The organism is Paraglaciecola sp., assembly GCF_039942875.1.
Classification (GTDB): Bacteria; Pseudomonadota; Gammaproteobacteria; order Enterobacterales; family Alteromonadaceae; genus Paraglaciecola.
In genome coordinates this window covers 1-21,202 of the sequence record NZ_JBDVBQ010000044.1, presented here as the reverse complement: position 1 = coordinate 21,202, position 21,202 = coordinate 1, and the positions used below count along the sequence as shown (strand labels likewise).

The window sequence follows — 21,202 nt, the reverse complement described above, 5'->3', positions numbered from 1 at the left end:
AAAGTCTATGATTTTTAAATCTATTTTTAGGATAAAAAGAACCCTATGAAAAAATCTAATTACCTAAAACATTTGGATAATCTACAAATTGAATTGGCACACCTGCAAGAGTGGGTACAACAAAGTGGTCAGAAAGTGGTTGTTATCTTTGAAGGCAGAGATGCAGCAGGTAAAGGTGGCGCAATAAAAGCCATCACAGCAAAGCTCAACCCCAGAGTAGTCCGCATTGCAGCACTGAGTAAACCAACCGAAAGAGAAACCACCCAATGGTATTTTCAACGTTATGTAGAACACTTACCAGCAGCAGGTGAAATAGTTTTATTTGACCGCAGTTGGTATAACCGGGCTGGCGTAGAGAAGGTCATGGGCTTTTGTACCAAAGAGCAATATCAAAACTTTTTGGATACCTGCCCTACCTTTGAAAGTATGCTAATAAAATCAGGTATCACCCTAATCAAATATTGGTTTTCGGTATCTGATGAAGAACAAGAAAAACGCTTTAAAGAAAGGCTTTCTAACCCCTTAAAACGTTGGAAGTTTTCAGATATGGACTTGGTTTCAAGAAGTAAATGGGTTGAATATTCTCAAGCAAAAGATGTAATGTTTGAGTATACAGATACGAAACAAAGCCCTTGGTATGTGGTAGATGCTGATGATAAAAAAGCAGCCAGGCTAAATTGCATTCAACACATGTTGTCTAAAATTGACTATCAAACTGTGGAGTATCCCAAAGTAGAATTGCCAGAAGTTCATAAAGAATCGTACAAGCGACCGCCTAATAATCTATACAATCATATACCAAAGACATTTGAATAAAAAAAAGCCCAGTGGATTAAAAAATCTACTGGACTTAATAGTTGATGGTTGGGCATCAACTCAAGAAACTAGATTAACCATAGTTTAGATCAAATATTCATAATTATAAATGAGGCCCAGCTAATGTTAAGGCTTTACCTTCGTCATTATCGGTAAATTTAGCAAAGTTATCGATAAATAACGTTGCAAGATCTTGGGCCTTAGCATCCCACTGAGCAACATCTTCGTAAGTGCTCCTAGGGTCAAGAATATTACTGTCTACCCCAGTTAGCGATGTTGGGAATGCAATATCAAAATATGGCATAGACTCACACTCAGCTCCTTCAACTTCTCCATTTAAAATAGCATCTATAATGGCCCGTGTATCTGCCAAACTAATGCGTTTACCTGTGCCATTCCAACCTGTATTTACTAGGTAAGCTGTCGCCCCAGAATTATTCATTCTTTGCTCTAACACTTCGGCATATTGTGTAGGGTGTACACTTAAAAAAGCCTGCCCAAAGCATGATGAAAACGTTGGCGTAGGATGGTTAATACCAAGTTCGGTACCCGCTAATTTTGCAGTAAAGCCAGATAGATAATGGTATTTAGCCTGCTGACTGGTTAATCGTGATACAGGGGGAAACACGCCAAAAGCGTCTGCGGTTAAAAAGATAACTTTTTTCGCATGACCTGCCTTACTCACACCTTTAACACGGTTTTCAATATGCTCTATGGGGTACGAAACACGGGTATTTTCGGTTCTTGAATTATCAAAGTAATCTGGTACTCCATTATTTACAACAACGTTTTCAAGCAAAGCATTACGACGTATAGCATTATAAATCTCTGGCTCTTTGTTTGGGTCCAAATCTATGGTTTTAGCGTAACAGCCTCCTTCAAAGTTAAACACGCCATCATCATCCCAGCCATGTTCATCATCACCAATCAATGCACGATGAGGATCTGCTGACAAGGTAGTTTTACCCGTACCAGACAAGCCAAAGAAAATCGCAGTATCATCATCTTTAGATACGTTTGCAGAACAATGCATAGACGCAATACCTTGTAGCGGTAAAAAGTAGTTCATCATAGAGAACATACCTTTTTTCATTTCACCGCCGTACCAAGTACCACCTATGAGCTGCATTTTTTCTGTCATATTGAAAGCAACAAAAGTCTCAGAGTTAGTGCCGAATTTTTTGAAATCTGGGTCAGAGGTTTTAGACGCGTTCATCACCACAAAATCAGGTTCAAAGTCATCTAACTGCTGTTCTGTTGGGCGAATGAACATATTTTTCACAAAATGAGCTTGCCAAGCTACCTGCATTACAAACCTAACGTTTAAAGCAGTGTTTTCGTTGGCTCCGCAAATTGCATCAACTACATACAAATCACTATTAGATAGCTGTTTTTGGCTAATGCCTTTTAAGTGTTCCCAAGTTTCCATATTGATGGGCTTATTGTCATTTCCATTTTCTTTGGTCGTCCACCAAACCGTATCTTTAGTGGTGTCATCTTTAACAATAAACTTATCTTTTGGAGAGCGACCGGTATACATGCCGGTATCAACATTTACTGCCCCTGACTGAGTTAATGTTCCTTTTTCATATCCCGTAAGCGCCTCGTCAGTTTCGGCTATAAATAACTCATCAAAGCTTGGGTTATAAAGAATATTAGTTATGCCTGTAAGTCCGACTGATTCAAGGTGAGAACGTACTTTTTCGTTTCTGTCGCTATTTATCATCGTGGGTTGTAGTTCTGAAACCGTCATATCTTTATCCTTATTCCAATAATTAACTTGTATATTTCTTCACCACTGAGATAAATTTAAAATGCTCTCCTCAGGGCAATTAAACGCAGCAACGCTTAACATGTACAGTTTTTATACACAAAAAAATGATCCGAGTCAGGTAAATAGCAATATGTTTACTATAAATGCTATGAATGTTCCTATTAGAAAATCGTTATTCCCTGAATACTGAATCTAGTTCGGGCGCTATTAATAACCTCCCCTTAAAATTTCAAGATAGCTGACTCTTCATACTCAAAATTTTCTGCGTAATAAAAACTATACCCAAGCTGTTTTATTCAGACTTAACTAAATATCTAAATCAGTATGATTAAGTGACATTGAGGATTCAGCGCGAATAAGGGCTAAAACCCAATAAAAATAGGGCTACCAAGCCGAAAAACATAGACGAAAGTATATAAAAACGCTTTTAAAACCAGCATCTAAATTAAAAGTAGCTAGCTTATCGAAAGCAATAAAAGGGTATGAAACGGCACACCGTAACAACACAAAATTTGTTTTATATTTAAGCAACACATTATTTTGACGTTAACTTTGAAGTTCCTTATTTAAGGAAAAGCCAACGCCTTACATTGTATAATACGGATAAGAATAAAATTATGACTAAACTTGCAAACGAAGAAACAACCCAATCAAGGGTGGTGGCACTATTTGGAACTTATGCAAGTGCAATGGCAGTGCATTTTTTGGTAGCGGCAGCTCTCATTTTTACAATACGTCCAATTGTTACAGCCAACCTAATTTATAATTGGGGGGCAGCATTTACTGCAGTATTAGTGCTCAGTCTTATCTTAAAGTCTATGTTTAATAGTAAAGTTTCAGACACTAAACGTAACTTCTCTAAATGGGAAAATATATACGCTATAGTCAATATATTATTTTGTTTAGTATTTACCGTCGCATACTCTTATGTGGCATATATCCAAAGCACTACACTATTGATAACAGTGACTGTCATCTTAGTGATGCAAGTATCTTGTTTAATTGTACTAAGCCTTAATTCTAGAAAAACAATTCTTGGTATAAGTTTACCCACAGTATTGCCATTTTGTGGGGCACTTGTTTACTTTACGCCTTCCTTTGGAAATGAATTGGCAGTGAGTTTAGGCCTATTCACTTTGATATTTTTAGCGCTAACGTTCAACATTAATCGGGTCTTCAACATTGCAGTTGAATCTAATCAAAAACTGACTAAAGAAGTTAAGCAAAACGAACAGCTAAGGATAAAATTAGAAAGCAATTCATTTATTGACCTTGCAACAAACATTTATAATCGTCGCTTCTTTGATTTAATGATAGATGAGAAAATTAGACGGGCAAAACGTGTAGGTAATAACCTGAGTTTAGCTATCATCGAGCTTGATTTCTTTGATGAGTATAGATCTCATTATGGTCAAGAAAAAGCGTCTAAATGCATGCAACGCATCGCCAATATTTTAAGTAATGCTACTCACAGAGGCGGAGAATATATGACGTGTTTTGACGATAATAAGTTTGCTCTCATTGCGTCTAACGTCCCCACTAAAGAGGCCGTTGCTTTCACAGGAAAAATGAGACAACTTATTGATGAAGCAGACATTGAACACCGTACATCTGGGGTAGATAATGTTGAAAAAATTACCGTTAGTGTCGGTATTTCTGAGTTTCAACCAGGTAACATCATTGATGTTGACGAAATCATTTTACAAGCATTATTTGCGGTGGAAACTGCGCACACTGTGGGCCACAACAATATTCAAGTATACGACTACAAAAATATCAAAACTTCGAGTGCTAAAACTACTGCATTTAACAGCTCTACTAAGCCTTATTTAGTATCAGAACGACCACGCTCTGCCTAACCACACAGGCCTGCCTGACACTGTCCGTATACAAAGGATTAAAGTAGGCCTTATACTTAAAAAAATCATACGTACATGGTGCTTAATGTGAGTGCCATTAATGAAATTAACTATAAATAAAAGAAAGCGAAGTTCCTATGTTAAACGAGTCATTGCGGTCTAACTTAATTGAAAGTATCAGTGCAACTGTGCACCAACATCCAAGTTTAGAGACGGCCTTCGCTGATATTGAACCTTTAATTTTAGCGGCATTCAATGCACAGCGTTTATCACTTTTTCAAAGACGGACGCGCAATAGGGATCTAGTTGCCAGACATAAAACCGGTTCACAACCTCGCGAAATAAAAGTAACGCTAAATACCCAATCTATTGCAGGGTATGTGGCAATGGCCCAGCAATCCATAGTCGTAAACGATCCCTATGACCAAGAAGCCATACAAAGTGTTCATTCAAAATTAAAATTTGATAAAAAATATGATCGACTAAATCGCTTTAAAACAACCAATATTCTATGTGTTCCCGTTAAGCACAATGGGATCTTATTGGGCGTGATGGAAGTACTAAATAAAGAAACTGGCGACTTTGATAATGAAGATTTAGACCTAGCAATAGAAGTCAGCAAAATTATTGGAGAAGCCTACCAATATGAGCTAGGTGGCACATCGCAGCCATTTGAATATTTGGGCCATAAGGGCTTACTAGATCCAAAAATACTTAACAACTTATCAAACAGCTCAAATATTAAATATGCCACGTATCTTTTAAACACCGAGCATGACATTAACGAAGAACAAATATGCGAAGCCCTTTCTATATATTATCAGGCACAATATATTGACTATTTACCCACTCAATATCACGCATCTCACACTGATATAAAACTTAACAATGAATACCTAAAACACAATATGGTAGCCATAGTGAAAGATGATAGAGGGCAAATCATCATCTTAATGTTTGAACCAAATAACACAGCTTTACTGATGGAAATCGAAAATGCCTTGGGTACAGACAACTATCAATTAGCATTTAGCTTGCCCTCTAAAATTTTTCAATACTTAGGGGAAAGCAGTGAGACCGAAACCCGCAGCGAATTCGATGATATTTTAGGTGAAATACATACTTCAGAAGGTAGTGTTGAAAAAAGCGAAGAATTTGTTGATGACGACGAACCAGCCATAGTCAGGTTAGTTTCAAGCGTACTATACGAAGCAAAACGTTTGAATGCCTCAGATATACATATAGATCCAGAAGATGGTAGCCCTACCCTAGTGAGAATGCGAGTAGACGGTATTGTTAGAGACTTAAACCAAGTACCCGAGTCACACCATAACGCCTTGGTATCTAGAATTAAGATTATGTCTGGCTTAAATATCGCTGAAAAACGTATTCCACAAGATGGCAAACTAACCTTCAATGTATCTGGGAAAAAAGTCGATGTGCGTGTAGCCACAATCCCCACAGTAGTGGGTGAAGGCGTGGTGATGCGTTTGTTACCCAGTGGTGAGGTACTGCCTTTAGATCAAATAAATTTGGCTGGACGTAATGTCCAAAAATTAAAAAGCTTAGTATCTATTCCCCATGGAATTTTACTAGTTGTCGGTCCTACTGGGTCAGGTAAAACCACCACTTTGCATGCCATACTAAACCATTTAAATACCCCAGATAGAAAAATATGGACAGCTGAAGATCCTGTAGAAATTAAACAGTACCGTTTACAGCAAGTGCAAGTAAATCCAAAAATAGGCTTTACCTTTGCTAATGCCTTACGCTCATTTTTACGTGCCGATCCAGATGTCATTCTAATTGGTGAGATGCGCGATAAAGAAACGGCTAGTGCAGGTATCGAGGCCTCGTTAACTGGTCACTTAGTGTTATCTACTTTACATACTAACTCTGCTCCAGAAACCATCACCCGTTTATTAGATTTAGGCATGGACCCAGTTAACTTTTCAGATGCTTGTCTAGGTATTTTAGCACAACGCTTAGTACGAGTACTTTGCCCCCACTGTAAAGAAAAACACAAACCAAACGACACTGAGCTAGCCTTCATTAAACGTCACTATGGTAAACAGTATATTGAAGAATTAGGGCTTAACTCCGACACTCATATTTATCATGCGAAAGGCTGTCCAGAGTGTGATAATACGGGTTATAAAGGCCGTACTGGTGTTCATGAGTTGTTGTCTATGAGTAATGAACTTCGTAGCTTAGTGTATAAAGGCTCTTCTGTTGCAGATTTGAAAGACCAAGCCATGAAAGACGGTATGCGTACCTTAGTGCAAGACGCTCTGCAAAAAGTACTTAAAGGAGATACCGACATCACCCAAGTACAAGTATTAAGTGGTATCGGCACCGAGATGTACTAACTACACCACTCAAAACCTTATCCCCAACTAAGGCCAATGTAATCTTTTACTTGGCTTTTTTTATGCCATACACTTAGCGTAAAAATACTGGCGCTTTGCCCTTTCTACTGAATATATTCCCTAGAGTAACCCGCTATTGTATAGCGCTAAGCCGCTAGTTTAAGTCAACAGACCAAAAGAGAAAACCATAATGAAAGTCGATGATATTAGAGCATTTTTACCTAGCAAAGATTATGAAAATTCTAAGAAATTTTACCAAGCAATGGGGTTTAAAATGGATTATGTCTCTGACGACCTATCTCTTTTCAGTAATGGCGAATGTAGCTTTTTCTTGCAAAACTTTTACAATGAAGAGTTAGCAACAAACCTGATGTTTCAACTCATAGTGTTAGACATAAATGTAGCCTTTGATCTTGTTTCTAATCTTCAAGATTTTGATATTAAATTTGCCCCTATTACCCAACAAGCGTGGGGCAAAGTCTTTTACTTATGGGGACCATCCAAAGAGCTCTGGCATATTACTGAGTTGACGAGCTAATATCAGCCAAGCAAATTTGTTATCATTAGATAACCCACCACCTTTACTAATAAAATAAGAACAATAAACATTTATGAAAAAAATGCTCACAACATTGTTTTGGCCAATTTTGAAATTTTTCGAAGTCGGACAAGAGCCACCTAATTACAAATCATCCTATCGATTAGCTTTAAATGTACTTGGGGCACTTTTTATATTTTTATCTGGCGTGTCAGCGGTTTCTGCCTTTTATTCTGAAGTCACCATAGGCGCAGTGATACCCATAATTGTGTTTTTCTTGGTTGGCTTAATCGCGCTAGTCATTGGTTCATTAGGGACAAATCGTGCTGTTGCTAAAATATGGGGTACAAAATGACAAAATATTGTTATTAAGTTCAAAGCACTCAGTTAACCCAAGGCATATTTTGGTTAACTGAGTGCTTTAAAGCGAGGAAGTTAATGAGTAAACAGACCTAATTAGTTTTATTGATTAACGTGGCTGAAAACAAACACTGCGCCTTCAGAGTCATTATATCCGGACGCACCAATCGCGATATGGTCGGCCGAAATTGCACAGCTGTTAATACCTCCAAATAACATCCGACCAATGGCCGTTGAGGATTTTACATAATTCGATTGTAACCAAGTACCTTCTATATTTTGAAAATAGTACGCAGCTCCCCGTCTACTTTGAGTATTATCACTTTGGTCTCCATCTATAACAGTTGCAGCGCTATATTCCCCAGAAGCTCCAATAACAAATTGATTTTCTGTCATTGCAACACAGGTCCCAAATTGATCATTACTATCGGTATTACTGGCTTTGATGTAGTGACTTTGCTGCCACGACCTTTGGGTTCTTTCAAACATATAAGCAGCTCCCGATGTCGAAGCATTAGAGTTTGCAGAGTCTCCATTAATTCCCGTTGAGTCACTGTTATCTGCGAATGCTCCTACTAATAAATTATCGTTAAAAACATCAACAGCCACACCAAATCTTTGCCCTGCATGAGAGTTTGAACTTTTAATAAATGCTTGTTGCGACCATGTACTATTTTCATCAATAAACACCCAAACAGCGCCAGAGTTTAGGGCATCATCATTATTTGCAAGACTATTTATACCTTGTCCATCACTATCTTCGAAATCACTACCCACGGCTAAGGTACTCTCAAACAAAGATAAGTCAGAGCCAAACAAGTCTTGAGCATTATTAACCAGTGGTTTGATATAGGCGTCTTGAGACCAAGCATGATTACTACGTTTAAAAACATAGACAGCACCAGACGATTCTGACAACGTGTTGGTTTGATCGCCATTAATACCAGTTGCATCGCTACTTTCTCTCGGTGCACCAATAGCTATAGTATCGTTATAGATATCTACGGAGTAACCAAAGAAGTAATCTTTGATTTCAACATGAGAAGGTTTTAAGTAGGCTTGTTGTATCCATTCACCATTTTCTTTTATAAACACATATGCCGAACCTATATTTCTGTTTGTAAAGTTGTCTTGTTCTGCTTCAACCCCAGCATTAATGTTTTTCTCTCCATAAGCCCCTACAACTATAGTGTTTTCCCAAATTGCAACACTAAAACCAAAAGCGTCATTTGATTGCGTATTACTTGCCTTTAAATAGGCCGTTTGTTGCCAAATAGCTTGGTTTCCAACCAAACTGCGTTCAAATACGTAAGCAGCACCTGACCCTGAATGAAAACTGCTATCTTGATCTCCATTAATTCCTGTTGCTTCACTGTCTTCACCAGATGCACCGACAACCAAGATATCTCCATAGACTGCAACCGAACGAAATAGATCACTTCTTTCAGCATTTGAAGCCTGTAAAAATGCTTCTTCTAGTAAGGACGCTTCAATTGCCAAACTGGCGCGAGTAACCAATAGGTTGTAACTGATCATGTCTGAGCCGTTTTCTGCAGTAACGACAAACTCAAATAGATTATCACCTTCTAGTAAAGACTGGCTCTGGCCATTTACAAACGCCACACCATTTAATTCAATCGTCGCGGCAGGGTCTGATGTGATTAATTGAAAAGCAACATCCTGAACCGAGGACTCCACACTGGCCGAATATTCTGTAGTTAAAGAGTTGAATTCAGGGCTTAATATCCCGCTCGAAATAGCAAGGCTTGCAAGTGATGCATCATCATTAAGAATTATTACCTCACTAGCGCGGGTGACCATTACCGTATAAGTAGCTGTATCTGTGGTGTTTTCTGCAGTGATGATAAACTCAAATGTATTGACGCCTTCTACTAAAGGCACTGTATCGCCAACATAGCTTGAGCCATTTAACATTAAGATTATGCTAGCCGATGGGTCTGACGTTATAGTCGTCAAGCTAATCTGTGCAACCGCAAAATCAACATCAACCGTATAGTCGGTTATCGATGGACCAAACATAGGGGTTAAGATGCCCGTAGACATATCTAAACTCGCAAGTTGTGTATCATCACTAAGAACAGGTGGTGCAATAACTTCACTAGCACGGGTTACAATTACCGTATAAGTAGCCGTATCTGAGGAATTTTCTGCTGTAATGATAAACTCAAATTGATTGTCACCTTCAACTAAAGGCACTGTATCGCCATTAACATAGCTTGCCCCATTTAACTCAAAACTTGCCGATGGATCTGACGTAATGGCCGCAAAGTTAATTTCTGTGACCGTAAAATCAACATCAATCGTATAGTCGATTATCGATGGGCTAAACATAGGGTTTAACCCCCCCGAAGACATATCTAAGCTCGCAAGTTGTGCATCATCACTAAGAACAGGTGGCGCAATAACTTGAGTAGCACGGGTGACCACTATCGTATAAGTTGCCGTATCAGTGGCGTTTTCTGCTGTGATGACAAACTCAAATTGATTGGCACCTTCAACTAAAGGTAGTGTATCGCCATTAACATAGCTTGAGCCATTTAACATTGAGCTAGCCGAAGGGTCTGATGTGAGAGCCGTAAAGTTAATCTCTGTAACCATAAAATCTACATCGACAGAGTAATCGGTTGTCGCTGAGTTAAATAACGGATTTAACATACCTGTTGATATATCTAAACTAGTGAGTAGTACGTCGTCATTAAGAACAGGTGGTGCAATAACTTGGCTAGCACGGGTGACCACTACCGTATAAGTTGCCGTATCAGTGGCGTTTTCTGCTGTGATGACAAACTCAAATGTATTGACGCCTTCTATTAAAGGCAGTGTATCGTCATTAACATAGCTTGAGCCATTTAACATTGAACTAGCCGAAGGGTCTGACGTGATAGCCGTAAAGTTAACCTCTGTAACCGTAAAATCTACATCGACAGAGTAATCGGTTGTAGATGAGCTAAACACCGGACTTAAAATACCCGTCGAGATATCTAAAATAGCCATTTCCGTATCATCGTTGAGAACGACTTCTTCTCTTGAAATAAGTAAACTATAGGTGTTAGTACTACCATTTTGGGCCGAAACCACTAACTCAACCTTATTGATCCCGTAACCTACACTCGCATTAAAAATTGAGTCAGTTGCACTTAGTTCTTTACCATTTATTGTCACAACTAAGTTTTCATTCGACGTACTTGGATTGATTTGTATCTGCTCAACACCTTCCTCAAGATAAACAGAGTACGCATAAACATCCTCAGAGAATGAAGGAGAAAGAGTTCCAGTAGATAAAGTCAAGCTGCTTAGCGTTGCTTTTGATGGAGAGACATCTTCTTCAGAGTTTTTACTGTTGTCTGAACAGCTAGACATTTGCAACATTAAACATAGTAAAAACATCCACGTCCAAAATCGCCCGGTTACATATGGCATAAGTATTCCCTTCTTAATTCTATTAGTTATATGGTGTGTGACTTGTATGTAAGTGACCTAGCCTTAAAGGCATGGTTAAACGGGAAAACATTAATATTTGGAAAGTAAGAAAACCTGATAAAAAGCTAAAAAAACCTAAAATATTGAATTAACACAAAAGAAATTTCACGAAAAGTTATGTAATATCTTGTAAAGCAAAACTGAAATAAAAATCAAAAACATCAAAAAACATATTTATTTCATAAGCTTATGAACTTATAAAAATAACAAACCATAATATTGCAGGTACAAAAAATCAGTTTTGACTATTTAGAGAAGGTAGCGAACTTTGCAAGCAACAGATCTTTCTCAAATCTCTTTACAAACAACACATGCCTATAATTCTCATCATGCTCAATGTCGTCAACAGCGAATTGATTTCGCTTAAATTGCTCTAAAACAGCGCTCCTAGGATCATGTTCAAATAGACTAATAAATTGCTGATAGCCTTGCTCAAGTTGGTCGACATATTCTGTCTGGGGGGTTAACTGATTTTGCAACCAGAGGGCTCGAAAATTGAGAAGGTAAGCACCGGGGTCATCATTTTTGAGCGACATGGCTAATGATGAAAAGCTTAAACTCTCTGTCATGGCCAAGTTACCTTCATCTGTTTTACCGCTTCCATACAGCAATATAGCTGAGAGTAACCGTTGTTCACTGGCCACTCTGGTTAACGCATAATGACTTGAGTTTTTTACCATAGCTTTATCTAAGTGCAGCCTAGCGTTTGACAAATGTTCTGAGGCTAGCTCAAAGTTTCCAGTCATTAAATACTGCTTGGCAAATAAAAGCTCACATTGACTTAATTCTGCGACTGCTTGCATTATAGAAGGCTTTAAAATCAAACCATTGGTGTAATGTTCAACACAATTAATTATCGGTATAAAAGTGTTGTTTCCTAAAGCGTAATCATTTTGGGCCTGAATTAAACTTATTAACCCAGAGTTAAATATTGCCCATACATATTCCTTTTTTAAAGAAATGGCGGTATTTGCGGCTTCTAACCCATCCCGTAAAAACTCATTATACTCCTGTTCATTATAGTTGGCAGATGTCAGTAAATTAGCATATAAATCCGCCACATTATTGTATGTATAATGAAACGATGGGGCTAGAAGTGTAGCTTGTTTATATGCATCTATCGCCAACTCAACCTCTTTAATGTAAGGCTTACCTTGAGATGCTTTCCACTGGGCCAAAGACGAATAAGCACTACCTAAATTATCAAATGCCGGAGGTTGATTTTCATCTAAAGTAAGCACGGCTTTATATAAACTAGCGGCATGCTCTAACATAATAGTAGGGTCTTTACCTTTACTAACGGCTATACTAGCCCAAGTTTTGTATAATCTAGCTTTTGTATGACGTAAAAACTTATTTTCCACATCCAATTTCAAACCTTTATCCGCGATATCAAGTGCACTTAAAATGTAAGGTTCTGCGTCCTCTCCTTTACGGTGAACATATACGGCTTCAAACATTTTGAGTAAACTTGCATTCTTTGCTAACTCAATACTCATATTGCCCAGCGATAATTGCTTGGACAGTGTGTCTTCACCGGCTGAGTATGTAGCAAGTAAATTTTTGTCTCGTGTACTGTCAGTAATGATCAAATACAATAACTGAATATGCGTTTCTGCATAGGCGAGCGTGGTGTCATCAATATCTCTCATTCGCTCGACAATATTAATCACCTCATCCATGTGGGCCCTCTTTTGTGAAATACTTCTGTTCTCGCTTATAGCAAGATTAATATAAAATAACGCACTTGTTCTTAGTGCATGAGTATCAGCAGGGTTTAGAGTAATATTTAGTGCACAAAGGTTAGAACCAGCGTCAGCAAGCGCATCTATATTATCCAGAAAACCGCCTTTGTATAATTGAATTTGGTCAACATACAAATCACATAAATACAAAACATCTTCGCTAGCTGAGTCTCGAAATAAACCTAATTCATACATAGCCGAATAGACAAACAAGTCACTAATACGCTCCCAGATACGGCTACCGTTATCATTAATTAGTGTTTTTGATGCATTGTAAGTGCTATTTTTTACCAGTTGGCTGGTCGCAGTATTCACTAGCTGTAAACGAATAATATAATGGCTATCTTGCTCGATAGTGTGAGATTCAACTACATACTCTAAGTCGAAGTCATCAAATAGCATTTTAAAACTCTGATTGTTACTCCATGCCCTAAGCAAACTTCTATTTGATACAACATTTATACGAGTATGGGTAGCCATGCTATCTAACAGGGCACTACTTAAACCGGCCCCATTAAAATGGGTACCCTCACTTGTTGGCCCAATATTAGTTAGTTCGCCAGGTAATATTCCTATTGATGTTTGCTCTGGAGTTCCTTGATCAATTGGTATTACGTATCGACCCAAAATCACGACACAAACAAAGGCAATAACTAACATAAATAAAGTATTGTGGCTGAATTTAGACTTAGGTACAGGTTGAGGTTGCAAGAGGCCTTTTGTTTTCTTATTCCCAGTGATTGCAGAAAAGTTAAGCCTGTACCCCCGTTTTGGTAAAGTTTTTATTAACTTATCAGCTTCTATTTTCTTTAGTTTTTGTCGAGTGAGACTCACTAAATTTGTTAGAGAATCATCAGATACAACAGAGCCTTTCCAGATTTCATCAATTAAAGTTTGCCTTGATACTTCATGACCATCGTGGGCGGCTAATATCTTAAGTAACAATGCACTTTTTTCTGTTAAACTAACCCTAATGTTAAATCGTTCAATTGTTGAGCGCTCATTGTCTAATTGACAATCGCCGATTGTGACTACTTCCATAAATGCAACTCAATCCTTCAAAACTTGTAAAACAAATAAACGACAATAAAACCAACCAGAGTTTATTAAAGTCGTAATTTAAAAGGCACATAGATAATCGAATATTAACTCCTAAACAGTCCATGTTGAAACCATATCTTTAAAAGATACAATAAAACTAGCACTAGATAGACGAATGTATTTTAGTACAACGCCTGTTCTTGCTACCATTGGACTTCAAACTAACAACTGCGACTCGCTTTCTGTTATAACCTTTTTCTTTAATCTGTGGACTCCAATTCAATGAAAGTTATTTCTTTTAATATCAACGGCATTCGCGCACGTTTACATCAATTACAAGCACTTATAAACAAACACCAACCAGACATTATTGGCTTACAAGAAATCAAAGTGCACAACGAGCAATTCCCGGTAGCTGACGTTGAAGCCATGGGTTATCACGTATATTTTCATGGGCAAAAAGCACACTACGGCGTAGCTATGTTATGCAAAAAGCCTGCAATTGCAGTGCAATATGGCTTCCCTACAGATGATGAAGAAGCCCAGAAACGTATGATTATGGTTGATTACCCCATGGAAAATGGCGAAACCGTGCGAGTATTAAACGGTTATTTTCCCCAAGGTGAAAACCAAAATCACGAGACTAAATATCCAGCTAAACGTAAGTATTACCAAGACTTGATGAGCTACCTTAACGAGTATCACACCCCAGACGATAATGTGATTGTGATGGGTGATGTGAATATTTCCCACACAGATTTAGATATTGGCATTGGTGAGCCAAACCGTAAACGTTGGTTACAAACTAAGAAATGTAGCTTTTTGCCAGAAGAGCGTGAATGGTTAAACACGTTAATTGACTGGGGCTTTACTGATGGGTTTCGAGATTTACACCCAGAAGAGGCCGAAAAATACAGCTGGTTTGATTATCGTTCTAAAGGTTTCCCAGACAATCGTGGACTACGAATAGACTTAATTCTAGCCACCGCTAAATTGCATAGCACAATTAGTGAAGCAGACGTAGATTACGAATTAAGAGGGCTAGAAAAGCCTTCGGATCACGCACCAATATGGTCTGTGTTTAAATAAATATTTTAAAGACCCAATAACCATGAATCATTTTCAATTTACAGACATACAAACCATTGCAGCTGTTCTTGCTATTGTGGTTTGTTTCGTGATTGCCAAGAGATTAACCTTCTCACGCTTAATCTCTGATAAAAAAATTCAACATTTAGTGTTTGGCAGTGCTGCCAGTTTATTTGTTTTATGGATGTTCAGAGCAGGTATTTATGACGGCTTAAGTGTGCATTTTTTATGGTTATCTGCCCTCCCCTTAGTATTGGGTTTTAGGTGGGCTATTTTTAGCGCGTCCCTAGCGTTAATAGGCGTAACCATAGCAGGCCAAGAACATTTTAATATGTTAGGGGTAAACTTTTTAGTAGGTGTATTGGCTCCCATAGCGCTGACCTATGGCATTTACAGTCTTACATTTCATAAATTACCTAGGCATACCTTTGTGTACATATTTTTGTGTGCCTTTATACCAGGGGCATTATCCATCACCTTAAAAATGTTCAGTCTAAGCGGCTATTATTTTTTAGACGGTATCTACCCTTGGCACGTAATACAAGACAACTACTTAATTCTTACCACCTTGATGCTCTTTCCAGAGGCCATGTTCAATGGGATGACCATTACCTTGATGATTATTTATAAACCAGAGTGGGTATACACATTTTACGACAAGTTATATTTAGATGATAAATAGCAAAGCTTAATTTCGTTGTATTAATAGAAGTGATTTGAGCCTTAACCGTTAAAAAAATAACATGGCTATAGGCTTAAACAAAACACTGGGAATACTATTATGCAGCTAATTTTCATTCATGGTTCAGGTGGATGTAAAGAAGTATGGAAATACCAAGCTGAGTTTTTTGATAATGCTATTGCATTAAATTTACCAGGCCACCCAGATGGCAATGTGCGCGCAAGCATCAAAGAATACTCAGATTGGCTGCATGAGTTTATTCAAGAGCAAGGTGTTAAAGATCGAGTATTAGTTGGTCACTCTATGGGGGGCGCCATTGCCCTGCAATATGCTTTGGACTATCCCAACCATGTAAAGGGCCTAGTCACTATAGGTAGTGGCGCAAAATTAAGAGTACAACCAGAAACGTTCACATTACTCGAAAAGGCACTGCAAAAACCGGCGTTAGCAAGTAAATATATTAATGCAGCCTATACCTTTATCGCCCCAGAATTACGCCATGTAATACAAGCCAGAGATAAAGAAAACACCCCAGCAGTACTTTTGAATGATTTTAAAGCCTGTGATGGCTTTGATGTATTGGATAACCTAAGTGAGATCAGCATACCGCTCCTAGGAATTGTAGGTGACAAAGACCTACTTACGCCTCCAAAATATACGCGTTTCTTAATAAGTAATGTAAAAAATGGCCAAGAACTCGTCATTACAAAAGGCACCCATTACGTTTTTGCCGAACAGCCCAAAGTAGTAAATCAAGGCATAAGTGAATTTATGCAAACCCTTTGAGTTTAAGAACAATGAACTGCCTTCATAAGACTAGCGATACCTATACATTTTGAGCTTATGATCGTTAATTTAAACTTTAGCTGCCAAAACCAAGGGTATAGGCAGCTAAGCTAGCTAGTTCAAATTAATCTTATTCGGCGATAAGGTCTCATCAAAATTAGTCACCTTATATTTTTCTACAATCTGTTTTACTTTGTCTATGTCGATAGCCTTCAACGCGCCTCTAGTGCTCGTCACTGTTTCTGCTTTTAATAACGCGTTGTAAATTGACTCTTGTATAGCTTCCACCACAGCTTGAAATAAAGGAGACATCGCAGAATTACTTAAGGTTTGTGTTTCCACGGGCTCAGTACTACCTCTAACATGCCTCACATCTTTGTTAGTTGAAAACGCAATCACATAATCACCAGAACCATTATGCGCTACAGAGCCAGTGCGGGCTAAGCCCATCATCGCGCGCTTAGCTAAGCGGCTTAAATTGCGAGACAAAATAGGGGCATCAGTAGCAATCACCATCATTATTGACCCCCCATCTATAGTAACTTCGCCCCGGCGCGCTTCTTCAAGTTGTGTTTTATAAGAGTACTCACCTAATTCTCTCCCCACTGGCGCACCATTCATGATTAAATCGCCACCAAAATTGGTTTGTACTAAAGTGCCTACTGTATATCCTCCTAAGCTTTTGGGTAACACGCGAGAACTGGTGCCAATACCACCTTTCCAATTGAATGCTCGAGTTCCATGGCCAGCTCCTACACTGCCCTCTTCTACTGGGCCACCCTTTGCTGCTTTTAATGCTGCTAGTGTGTATTCCTTTTTAGCACTGTCTGGTGACCACATGTTATTAACTTGGCCATCATTGGTTTCTCCCACAATAGGGTTTAAAGAGTGTTGCCCTGTATCGGATGAGGCAAAAAACCAATCACTAATCGCATTAGCTGCGGTCCAAACACACTGAGTACAACCCAAGGCAATTGGCGTTTCTATTTCGCCAAGCTCTTGTACCTGAGTTGCCCCCACTAACTTGCCATAGCCATTACCAGAATAAATCCAAGCAGGAATAGGAAAACGATACATATTATGATCGGATGGAATAATCGCTGTAATACCTGTTCTGATATCGTCACCAATATTAACGGTATAGTGCCCAACCTTTACACCCGCCACATCGGTTATTGCGTTGTATGTTCCTGTGGGTATCGTCCCAACATCAATACCCATATCTCTCGCTCGTGGCCTAGTGTTTTCGGCATAAACACTGGTTGTGCTGAATAACAAACCCACTATCGCTAAAACCCTTAATTTCATTTTTATTTTCCTATTTTGGTATTATTATTTAGTGCTTTAAAGGTATTAAAATGCAATTAACGAACAGCCTGAACTATGCAACATCGCTAAAGTCAGTCATATCCAGATGATTTTGAATGCTTGGTATCACATCTTCTTGATGATGATTTACATACAACAAGGTGGTATTTCCTTCGCGGGCTAACAGCTCTATTAGGGCCAGCACTTTTAAACGATTAATATCATCTAAGCCATTACAAGGCTCATCTAAAATCAATAAACTCGGATGTTTAACCATAGCTCTGGCTATTAATGCCATTCTTTGATCACCAAAAGATAACTCAAAAAACGGCTTATCTTTATCTGCCTCTAACCCAATTACCTGCAACCATTCATAAGCCAATTTAAGTTGATTAGTAGAAGGCTTTTGATACAAGCCCACACTGTTGTAATACCCAGATAACACCACATGCAACAACGAACAATTTACTTTGTAATCTAAATGAAAGGCATTAGAGAGATAACCTATGTATTGTTTAATCTCCCAAATACTTTCACCACTACCCCGCTGAAATCCAAACACAAAAATGTCATTTACATAGCACTGGGGGTGATCACCAGTGATTAGATTTAATAAACACGTTTTACCTGAGCCGTTTGGCCCAGTCACTTGAAAGTGTTGTTGAGGTTTAACCGTCCAATTAAGACCACTAAATACAATATTGTCACCGTAATTAACCTTTGCATTGGTTAATCTGACTAAAGGCGCATTTTCATCTAATGGATGGGGTGCAAAACAATCATCATCTTTACCAGGTAACGCCAAAGCGGATTGCTGTATATGTTGTAACTGTTTGATGTGCTGTAATTGCTCTTCTAGATTATCGCTAACCTCAGCCTGCCAACCTATCGACCCCGCATCCATAAGTATGACTTGTTGACAAAACTCAGGTACTTCAGAGACTCGATTTAATACCATCAAGATAGTTGCGCTGCTGGATAATTCTGTAAGCAATTGATTGAGTTGCTCACTGGTTTTAACATCTAAACCATCCCAAGGATCATCTAAAATCAGTAATTCAGGCTCTACCATTAAGGCTTTTGCCAATAACAACTTTCGGGTTTCTCCTGTAGACAGCGCCCTAAATGGTTTGGCTAACATAGCCTCAAGTGAAAAAATGTCTGTCACTCGACTTAGCAAGGTTTGGTTTACCGACTCACTGTCTAAACCATCAAATAACACTTCTTGTACTGTGGTAGCAACAGGAAGGATATCTAAAATATCAGCACAACCCTTTTGTTTTTCTGCCTCAATTAAGGCTTGTTGTTGCTCTACAGATACCCATGCTAACTTGCTATTAAAATTGCGCGTTCCCGATACCCATTGCCCTTCGCCAGCAATACACGCAGCTAACGCAGACTTACCACTGCCATTAGGCCCTAAAATAACCGTATGCTGGTGAGATTTAATAGCTAAATATTCAATATTAAGATGATAATGCTCATCTAATATCAGGTGGCAATTTTCTATTGATAACAAAGACATATTCTAATAACGCTTAAATGAAGTTAAAAAAAACGTAACTAATACTACCAAATATAATGACTAATGTTATGGCACAAAGCATATGAAAAGGTACAAAAATTATTTGTCAGAATCATTAGTCCTCTCACTCTAGAAGCGGCTTAAACGTGGGGTTTGGCTAGTATATTGTTAGGGGGCAGACATGAAGGGTGCCGTCACGGTTTGCTCTAAGTTATTCGAACCTTTTGACCTGAGGGTTCTCAAGTGAATCCAGACGTTTATGGAGCCTACTTACGTGGCGTATTTACGTGGACATATATGGTCACTCCCGTTTGATCAACAGGTTTTAATTTTTTCTTTTCAAACGTTCTAAGGTTACGTTGTCATATCAAGTCTCTTCCTCACACAAACAGTGTTGGCATACGATAAAATACGGTCTTGTGACATATATCCGGCATCTTTTATGGCGACTTTCTGCTCGCCGTGCCCTCATGAGTTTCAATTGAAGTCTTATAAGCCTATGCACCCATATTGCCTCGAAGGCAGCTGTCCAGCTGAGGTTCCAAATAAGACATAACCGTTTAAATCATCAATGCTCGTTACCGATTGTGGTGCTGTGTTTAATCTGTATATTGCGTTTTATGCGCAGGCTTTTTTAACGTCGAATTCAACTTCTTTAGCCATGACTACCCAAATTATCCTTGCTAGCTTATTGGCCAAAGCGACGACCGCTTTACAGCCGTGCAAAAATATCGAAAGGAGACAGCCATACTAAAGCTTTCAAAAAACAGTTAATTTAAGTTATTAAAATATAAAATTTGTTAATTTAAATCAGGTGGTTATAGAGAAATTCTCAAATAGTAAAGTAACTGAATAAACATGGATGGCGACTTTTTTTCTTTAACGTTTTGTCATTTCTCGATTTCACTTGCATATCCAATCTCCAATAAATCAGCTTTAATTTGCTCCAAATCAGCGTCTGGATTTAACTTATAGATCATGTTTAGATTTAATGGTTTATGCTCATAAATACTCGCAACCGTTGGCAAATCCAATTCAACTTCAAAATAATCAGTTGCAAAATTTACATACGATGCAGGGTCTCCATCAAATAATTCTAAAAGGTACTCTGAACCATCAGGATCATCGTCGCCTGCAAAATCGAAAGAACCAATTTTCCACTCTTTATCAGTCAATGTTCGCCAAATGCAAAATGAAATGTTATCCATAGAAAAAGCTGGTTCATTTACTGCGCTTTCAAATTCAATTGGCACGGTATCTATGATTCCTTGCCATGGTTGTTGATTTGTTGTCCCCCAGGACGACATCGCTGTTTCATGAGCAAAGCCTTTTATGAAGCAACCATTGGAATTAAACAAAATATAGTATTCGTCCCCGCAACCATTCCTCATAGAAGCCATTTCTTCGCCATCTGCCCAATGAGCATTGTAACTGTAAAGGCGATATTCCCATTCAGGACACAATATAGAATCCAGAACAGCTAGAGATTTGAGTAACTGCTTAAGTTCAGAAATTGGAGGGATCAAATGTAAGTTTTGAGTTGAAACAACATCCATAATTTTGACAAATCCTTTAAGAGAAATAACGCTTTTTATAAATGGCGCGCGTTTTTTGCGCGTCCAGTGAAGGCCGTTTTTTGGCCGTAACGAAATTTAATAAGCTTGTTAAGTTTCTGTTGCTAATAACTCCATTGCGACACCTAGCTTTATTTGTTGGATCTTACTTAACTTATGGCGATATTCTAGAAGAGTAAAAGTATCCATGCCTGTACATTCAGGACAATCTAGCTCGACTTCTACTCTACCAATC

General features: G+C 38.4%; 13 protein-coding genes and 1 pseudogene. 8 read left to right on the top strand and 6 right to left on the bottom strand.

Going from position 1 to position 21,202, the window contains the following annotated elements:
• Positions 1-45 precede the first annotated feature (45 nt).
• Positions 46-816 carry a polyphosphate kinase 2 gene (gene ppk2 / locus ABJE44_RS14480; protein WP_348109586.1) on the top strand — a complete coding sequence of 257 codons (771 nt, stop codon included), beginning with the start codon at positions 46-48 and terminating at the stop codon, positions 814-816.
• A gap of 103 nt (positions 817-919) precedes the next feature.
• Here the strand turns inward: ppk2 and pckA are convergent, their stop codons facing one another.
• Positions 920-2,542: a phosphoenolpyruvate carboxykinase (ATP) gene (pckA, locus tag ABJE44_RS14475; RefSeq protein WP_348109625.1), complete on the bottom strand. Its 1,623-nt coding sequence runs from the start codon at positions 2,540-2,542 to the stop codon at positions 920-922.
• A gap of 665 nt (positions 2,543-3,207) precedes the next feature.
• Between pckA and ABJE44_RS14470 the strand changes: the two genes are divergently transcribed.
• The 4 genes from ABJE44_RS14470 (at position 3,208) to ABJE44_RS14455 (ending at position 7,711) form a co-directional block, all read left to right on the top strand.
• Positions 3,208-4,449, top strand: coding sequence for a GGDEF domain-containing protein (locus tag ABJE44_RS14470; protein ID WP_348109588.1), 1,242 nt, complete (start codon positions 3,208-3,210; stop codon positions 4,447-4,449).
• A gap of 137 nt (positions 4,450-4,586) precedes the next feature.
• Complete coding sequence (locus tag ABJE44_RS14465; protein ID WP_348109591.1) at positions 4,587-6,818, top strand: ATPase, T2SS/T4P/T4SS family; 2,232 nt, start codon at positions 4,587-4,589, stop codon at positions 6,816-6,818.
• Between the two features lie 190 nt (positions 6,819-7,008).
• Positions 7,009-7,356, top strand: coding sequence for a lactoylglutathione lyase (locus ABJE44_RS14460; RefSeq protein ID WP_348109593.1), 348 nt, complete (start codon positions 7,009-7,011; stop codon positions 7,354-7,356).
• Between the two features lie 73 nt (positions 7,357-7,429).
• Complete coding sequence (locus ABJE44_RS14455) at positions 7,430-7,711, top strand: hypothetical protein (protein ID WP_348109595.1); 282 nt, start codon at positions 7,430-7,432, stop codon at positions 7,709-7,711.
• 107 nt (positions 7,712-7,818) lie between these two features.
• On the opposite strand, the gene ABJE44_RS14450 is transcribed toward ABJE44_RS14455, so the two are convergent.
• Positions 7,819-11,157: a cadherin-like beta sandwich domain-containing protein gene (locus tag ABJE44_RS14450; protein WP_348109597.1), complete on the bottom strand. Its 3,339-nt coding sequence runs from the start codon at positions 11,155-11,157 to the stop codon at positions 7,819-7,821.
• A gap of 305 nt (positions 11,158-11,462) precedes the next feature.
• The gene (locus ABJE44_RS14445; RefSeq protein ID WP_348109600.1) at positions 11,463-14,003 is read right to left on the bottom strand and encodes a winged helix-turn-helix domain-containing protein; all 2,541 of its coding nucleotides are present in this window, start codon (positions 14,001-14,003) and stop codon (positions 11,463-11,465) included.
• 282 nt (positions 14,004-14,285) lie between these two features.
• Between ABJE44_RS14445 and xthA the strand changes: the two genes are divergently transcribed.
• The 3 genes and pseudogenes from xthA to ABJE44_RS14430 form a co-directional block, all read left to right on the top strand.
• On the top strand, positions 14,286-15,092 hold the full coding sequence (gene xthA, locus ABJE44_RS14440) for an exodeoxyribonuclease III (RefSeq protein ID WP_348109602.1): 807 nt from the start codon (positions 14,286-14,288) through the stop codon (positions 15,090-15,092).
• A 22-nt stretch (positions 15,093-15,114) separates the two neighbouring features.
• Positions 15,115-15,774: an energy-coupling factor ABC transporter permease gene (locus ABJE44_RS14435; protein WP_348109605.1), complete on the top strand. Its 660-nt coding sequence runs from the start codon at positions 15,115-15,117 to the stop codon at positions 15,772-15,774.
• Positions 15,775-15,864: 90 nt separating this feature from the next.
• Positions 15,865-16,560 (top strand): annotated as a pseudogene (locus ABJE44_RS14430) (alpha/beta hydrolase); the annotation flags it as partial.
• A 114-nt stretch (positions 16,561-16,674) separates the two neighbouring features.
• On the opposite strand, the gene ABJE44_RS14425 reads toward ABJE44_RS14430, so the two are convergent.
• From ABJE44_RS14425 to ABJE44_RS14415, 3 genes are all read right to left on the bottom strand, one after another.
• The gene (locus tag ABJE44_RS14425) at positions 16,675-17,868 is read right to left on the bottom strand and encodes a P1 family peptidase (protein WP_348109607.1); all 1,194 of its coding nucleotides are present in this window, start codon (positions 17,866-17,868) and stop codon (positions 16,675-16,677) included.
• 73 nt (positions 17,869-17,941) lie between these two features.
• The gene (gene modF, locus ABJE44_RS14420) at positions 17,942-19,393 is read right to left on the bottom strand and encodes a molybdate ABC transporter ATP-binding protein ModF (RefSeq protein WP_348109609.1); all 1,452 of its coding nucleotides are present in this window, start codon (positions 19,391-19,393) and stop codon (positions 17,942-17,944) included.
• Positions 19,394-20,283: 890 nt separating this feature from the next.
• Entirely contained in the window at positions 20,284-20,949 is a 666-nt protein-coding gene (locus tag ABJE44_RS14415; RefSeq protein WP_348109612.1) for a hypothetical protein, read from the bottom strand.
• Between the last annotated feature and the right edge of the window lie 253 nt (positions 20,950-21,202).

Excerpts from the sequence above, each read along its gene's own strand:
- ABJE44_RS14445 (WP_348109600.1), bottom strand. The coding sequence starts at position 14,003 with ATGGAAGTAGTCACAATCGGCGATTGTCAATTAGACAATGAGCGCTCA.
- ABJE44_RS14465 (WP_348109591.1), top strand. The coding sequence starts at position 4,587 with ATGTTAAACGAGTCATTGCGGTCTAACTTAATTGAAAGTATCAGTGCA.
- pckA (WP_348109625.1), bottom strand. The coding sequence starts at position 2,542 with ATGATAAATAGCGACAGAAACGAAAAAGTACGTTCTCACCTTGAATCA.
- ABJE44_RS14455 (WP_348109595.1), top strand. The coding sequence starts at position 7,430 with ATGAAAAAAATGCTCACAACATTGTTTTGGCCAATTTTGAAATTTTTC.
- ABJE44_RS14460 (WP_348109593.1), top strand. The coding sequence starts at position 7,009 with ATGAAAGTCGATGATATTAGAGCATTTTTACCTAGCAAAGATTATGAA.
- xthA (WP_348109602.1), top strand. The coding sequence starts at position 14,286 with ATGAAAGTTATTTCTTTTAATATCAACGGCATTCGCGCACGTTTACAT.
- ABJE44_RS14450 (WP_348109597.1), bottom strand. The coding sequence starts at position 11,157 with ATGCCATATGTAACCGGGCGATTTTGGACGTGGATGTTTTTACTATGT.
- modF (WP_348109609.1), bottom strand. The coding sequence starts at position 19,393 with ATGTCTTTGTTATCAATAGAAAATTGCCACCTGATATTAGATGAGCAT.
- ABJE44_RS14415 (WP_348109612.1), bottom strand. The coding sequence starts at position 20,949 with ATGGATGTTGTTTCAACTCAAAACTTACATTTGATCCCTCCAATTTCT.
- ABJE44_RS14425 (WP_348109607.1), bottom strand. The coding sequence starts at position 17,868 with ATGAAATTAAGGGTTTTAGCGATAGTGGGTTTGTTATTCAGCACAACC.
- ABJE44_RS14435 (WP_348109605.1), top strand. The coding sequence starts at position 15,115 with ATGAATCATTTTCAATTTACAGACATACAAACCATTGCAGCTGTTCTT.
- ABJE44_RS14470 (WP_348109588.1), top strand. The coding sequence starts at position 3,208 with ATGACTAAACTTGCAAACGAAGAAACAACCCAATCAAGGGTGGTGGCA.
- ppk2 (WP_348109586.1), top strand. The coding sequence starts at position 46 with ATGAAAAAATCTAATTACCTAAAACATTTGGATAATCTACAAATTGAA.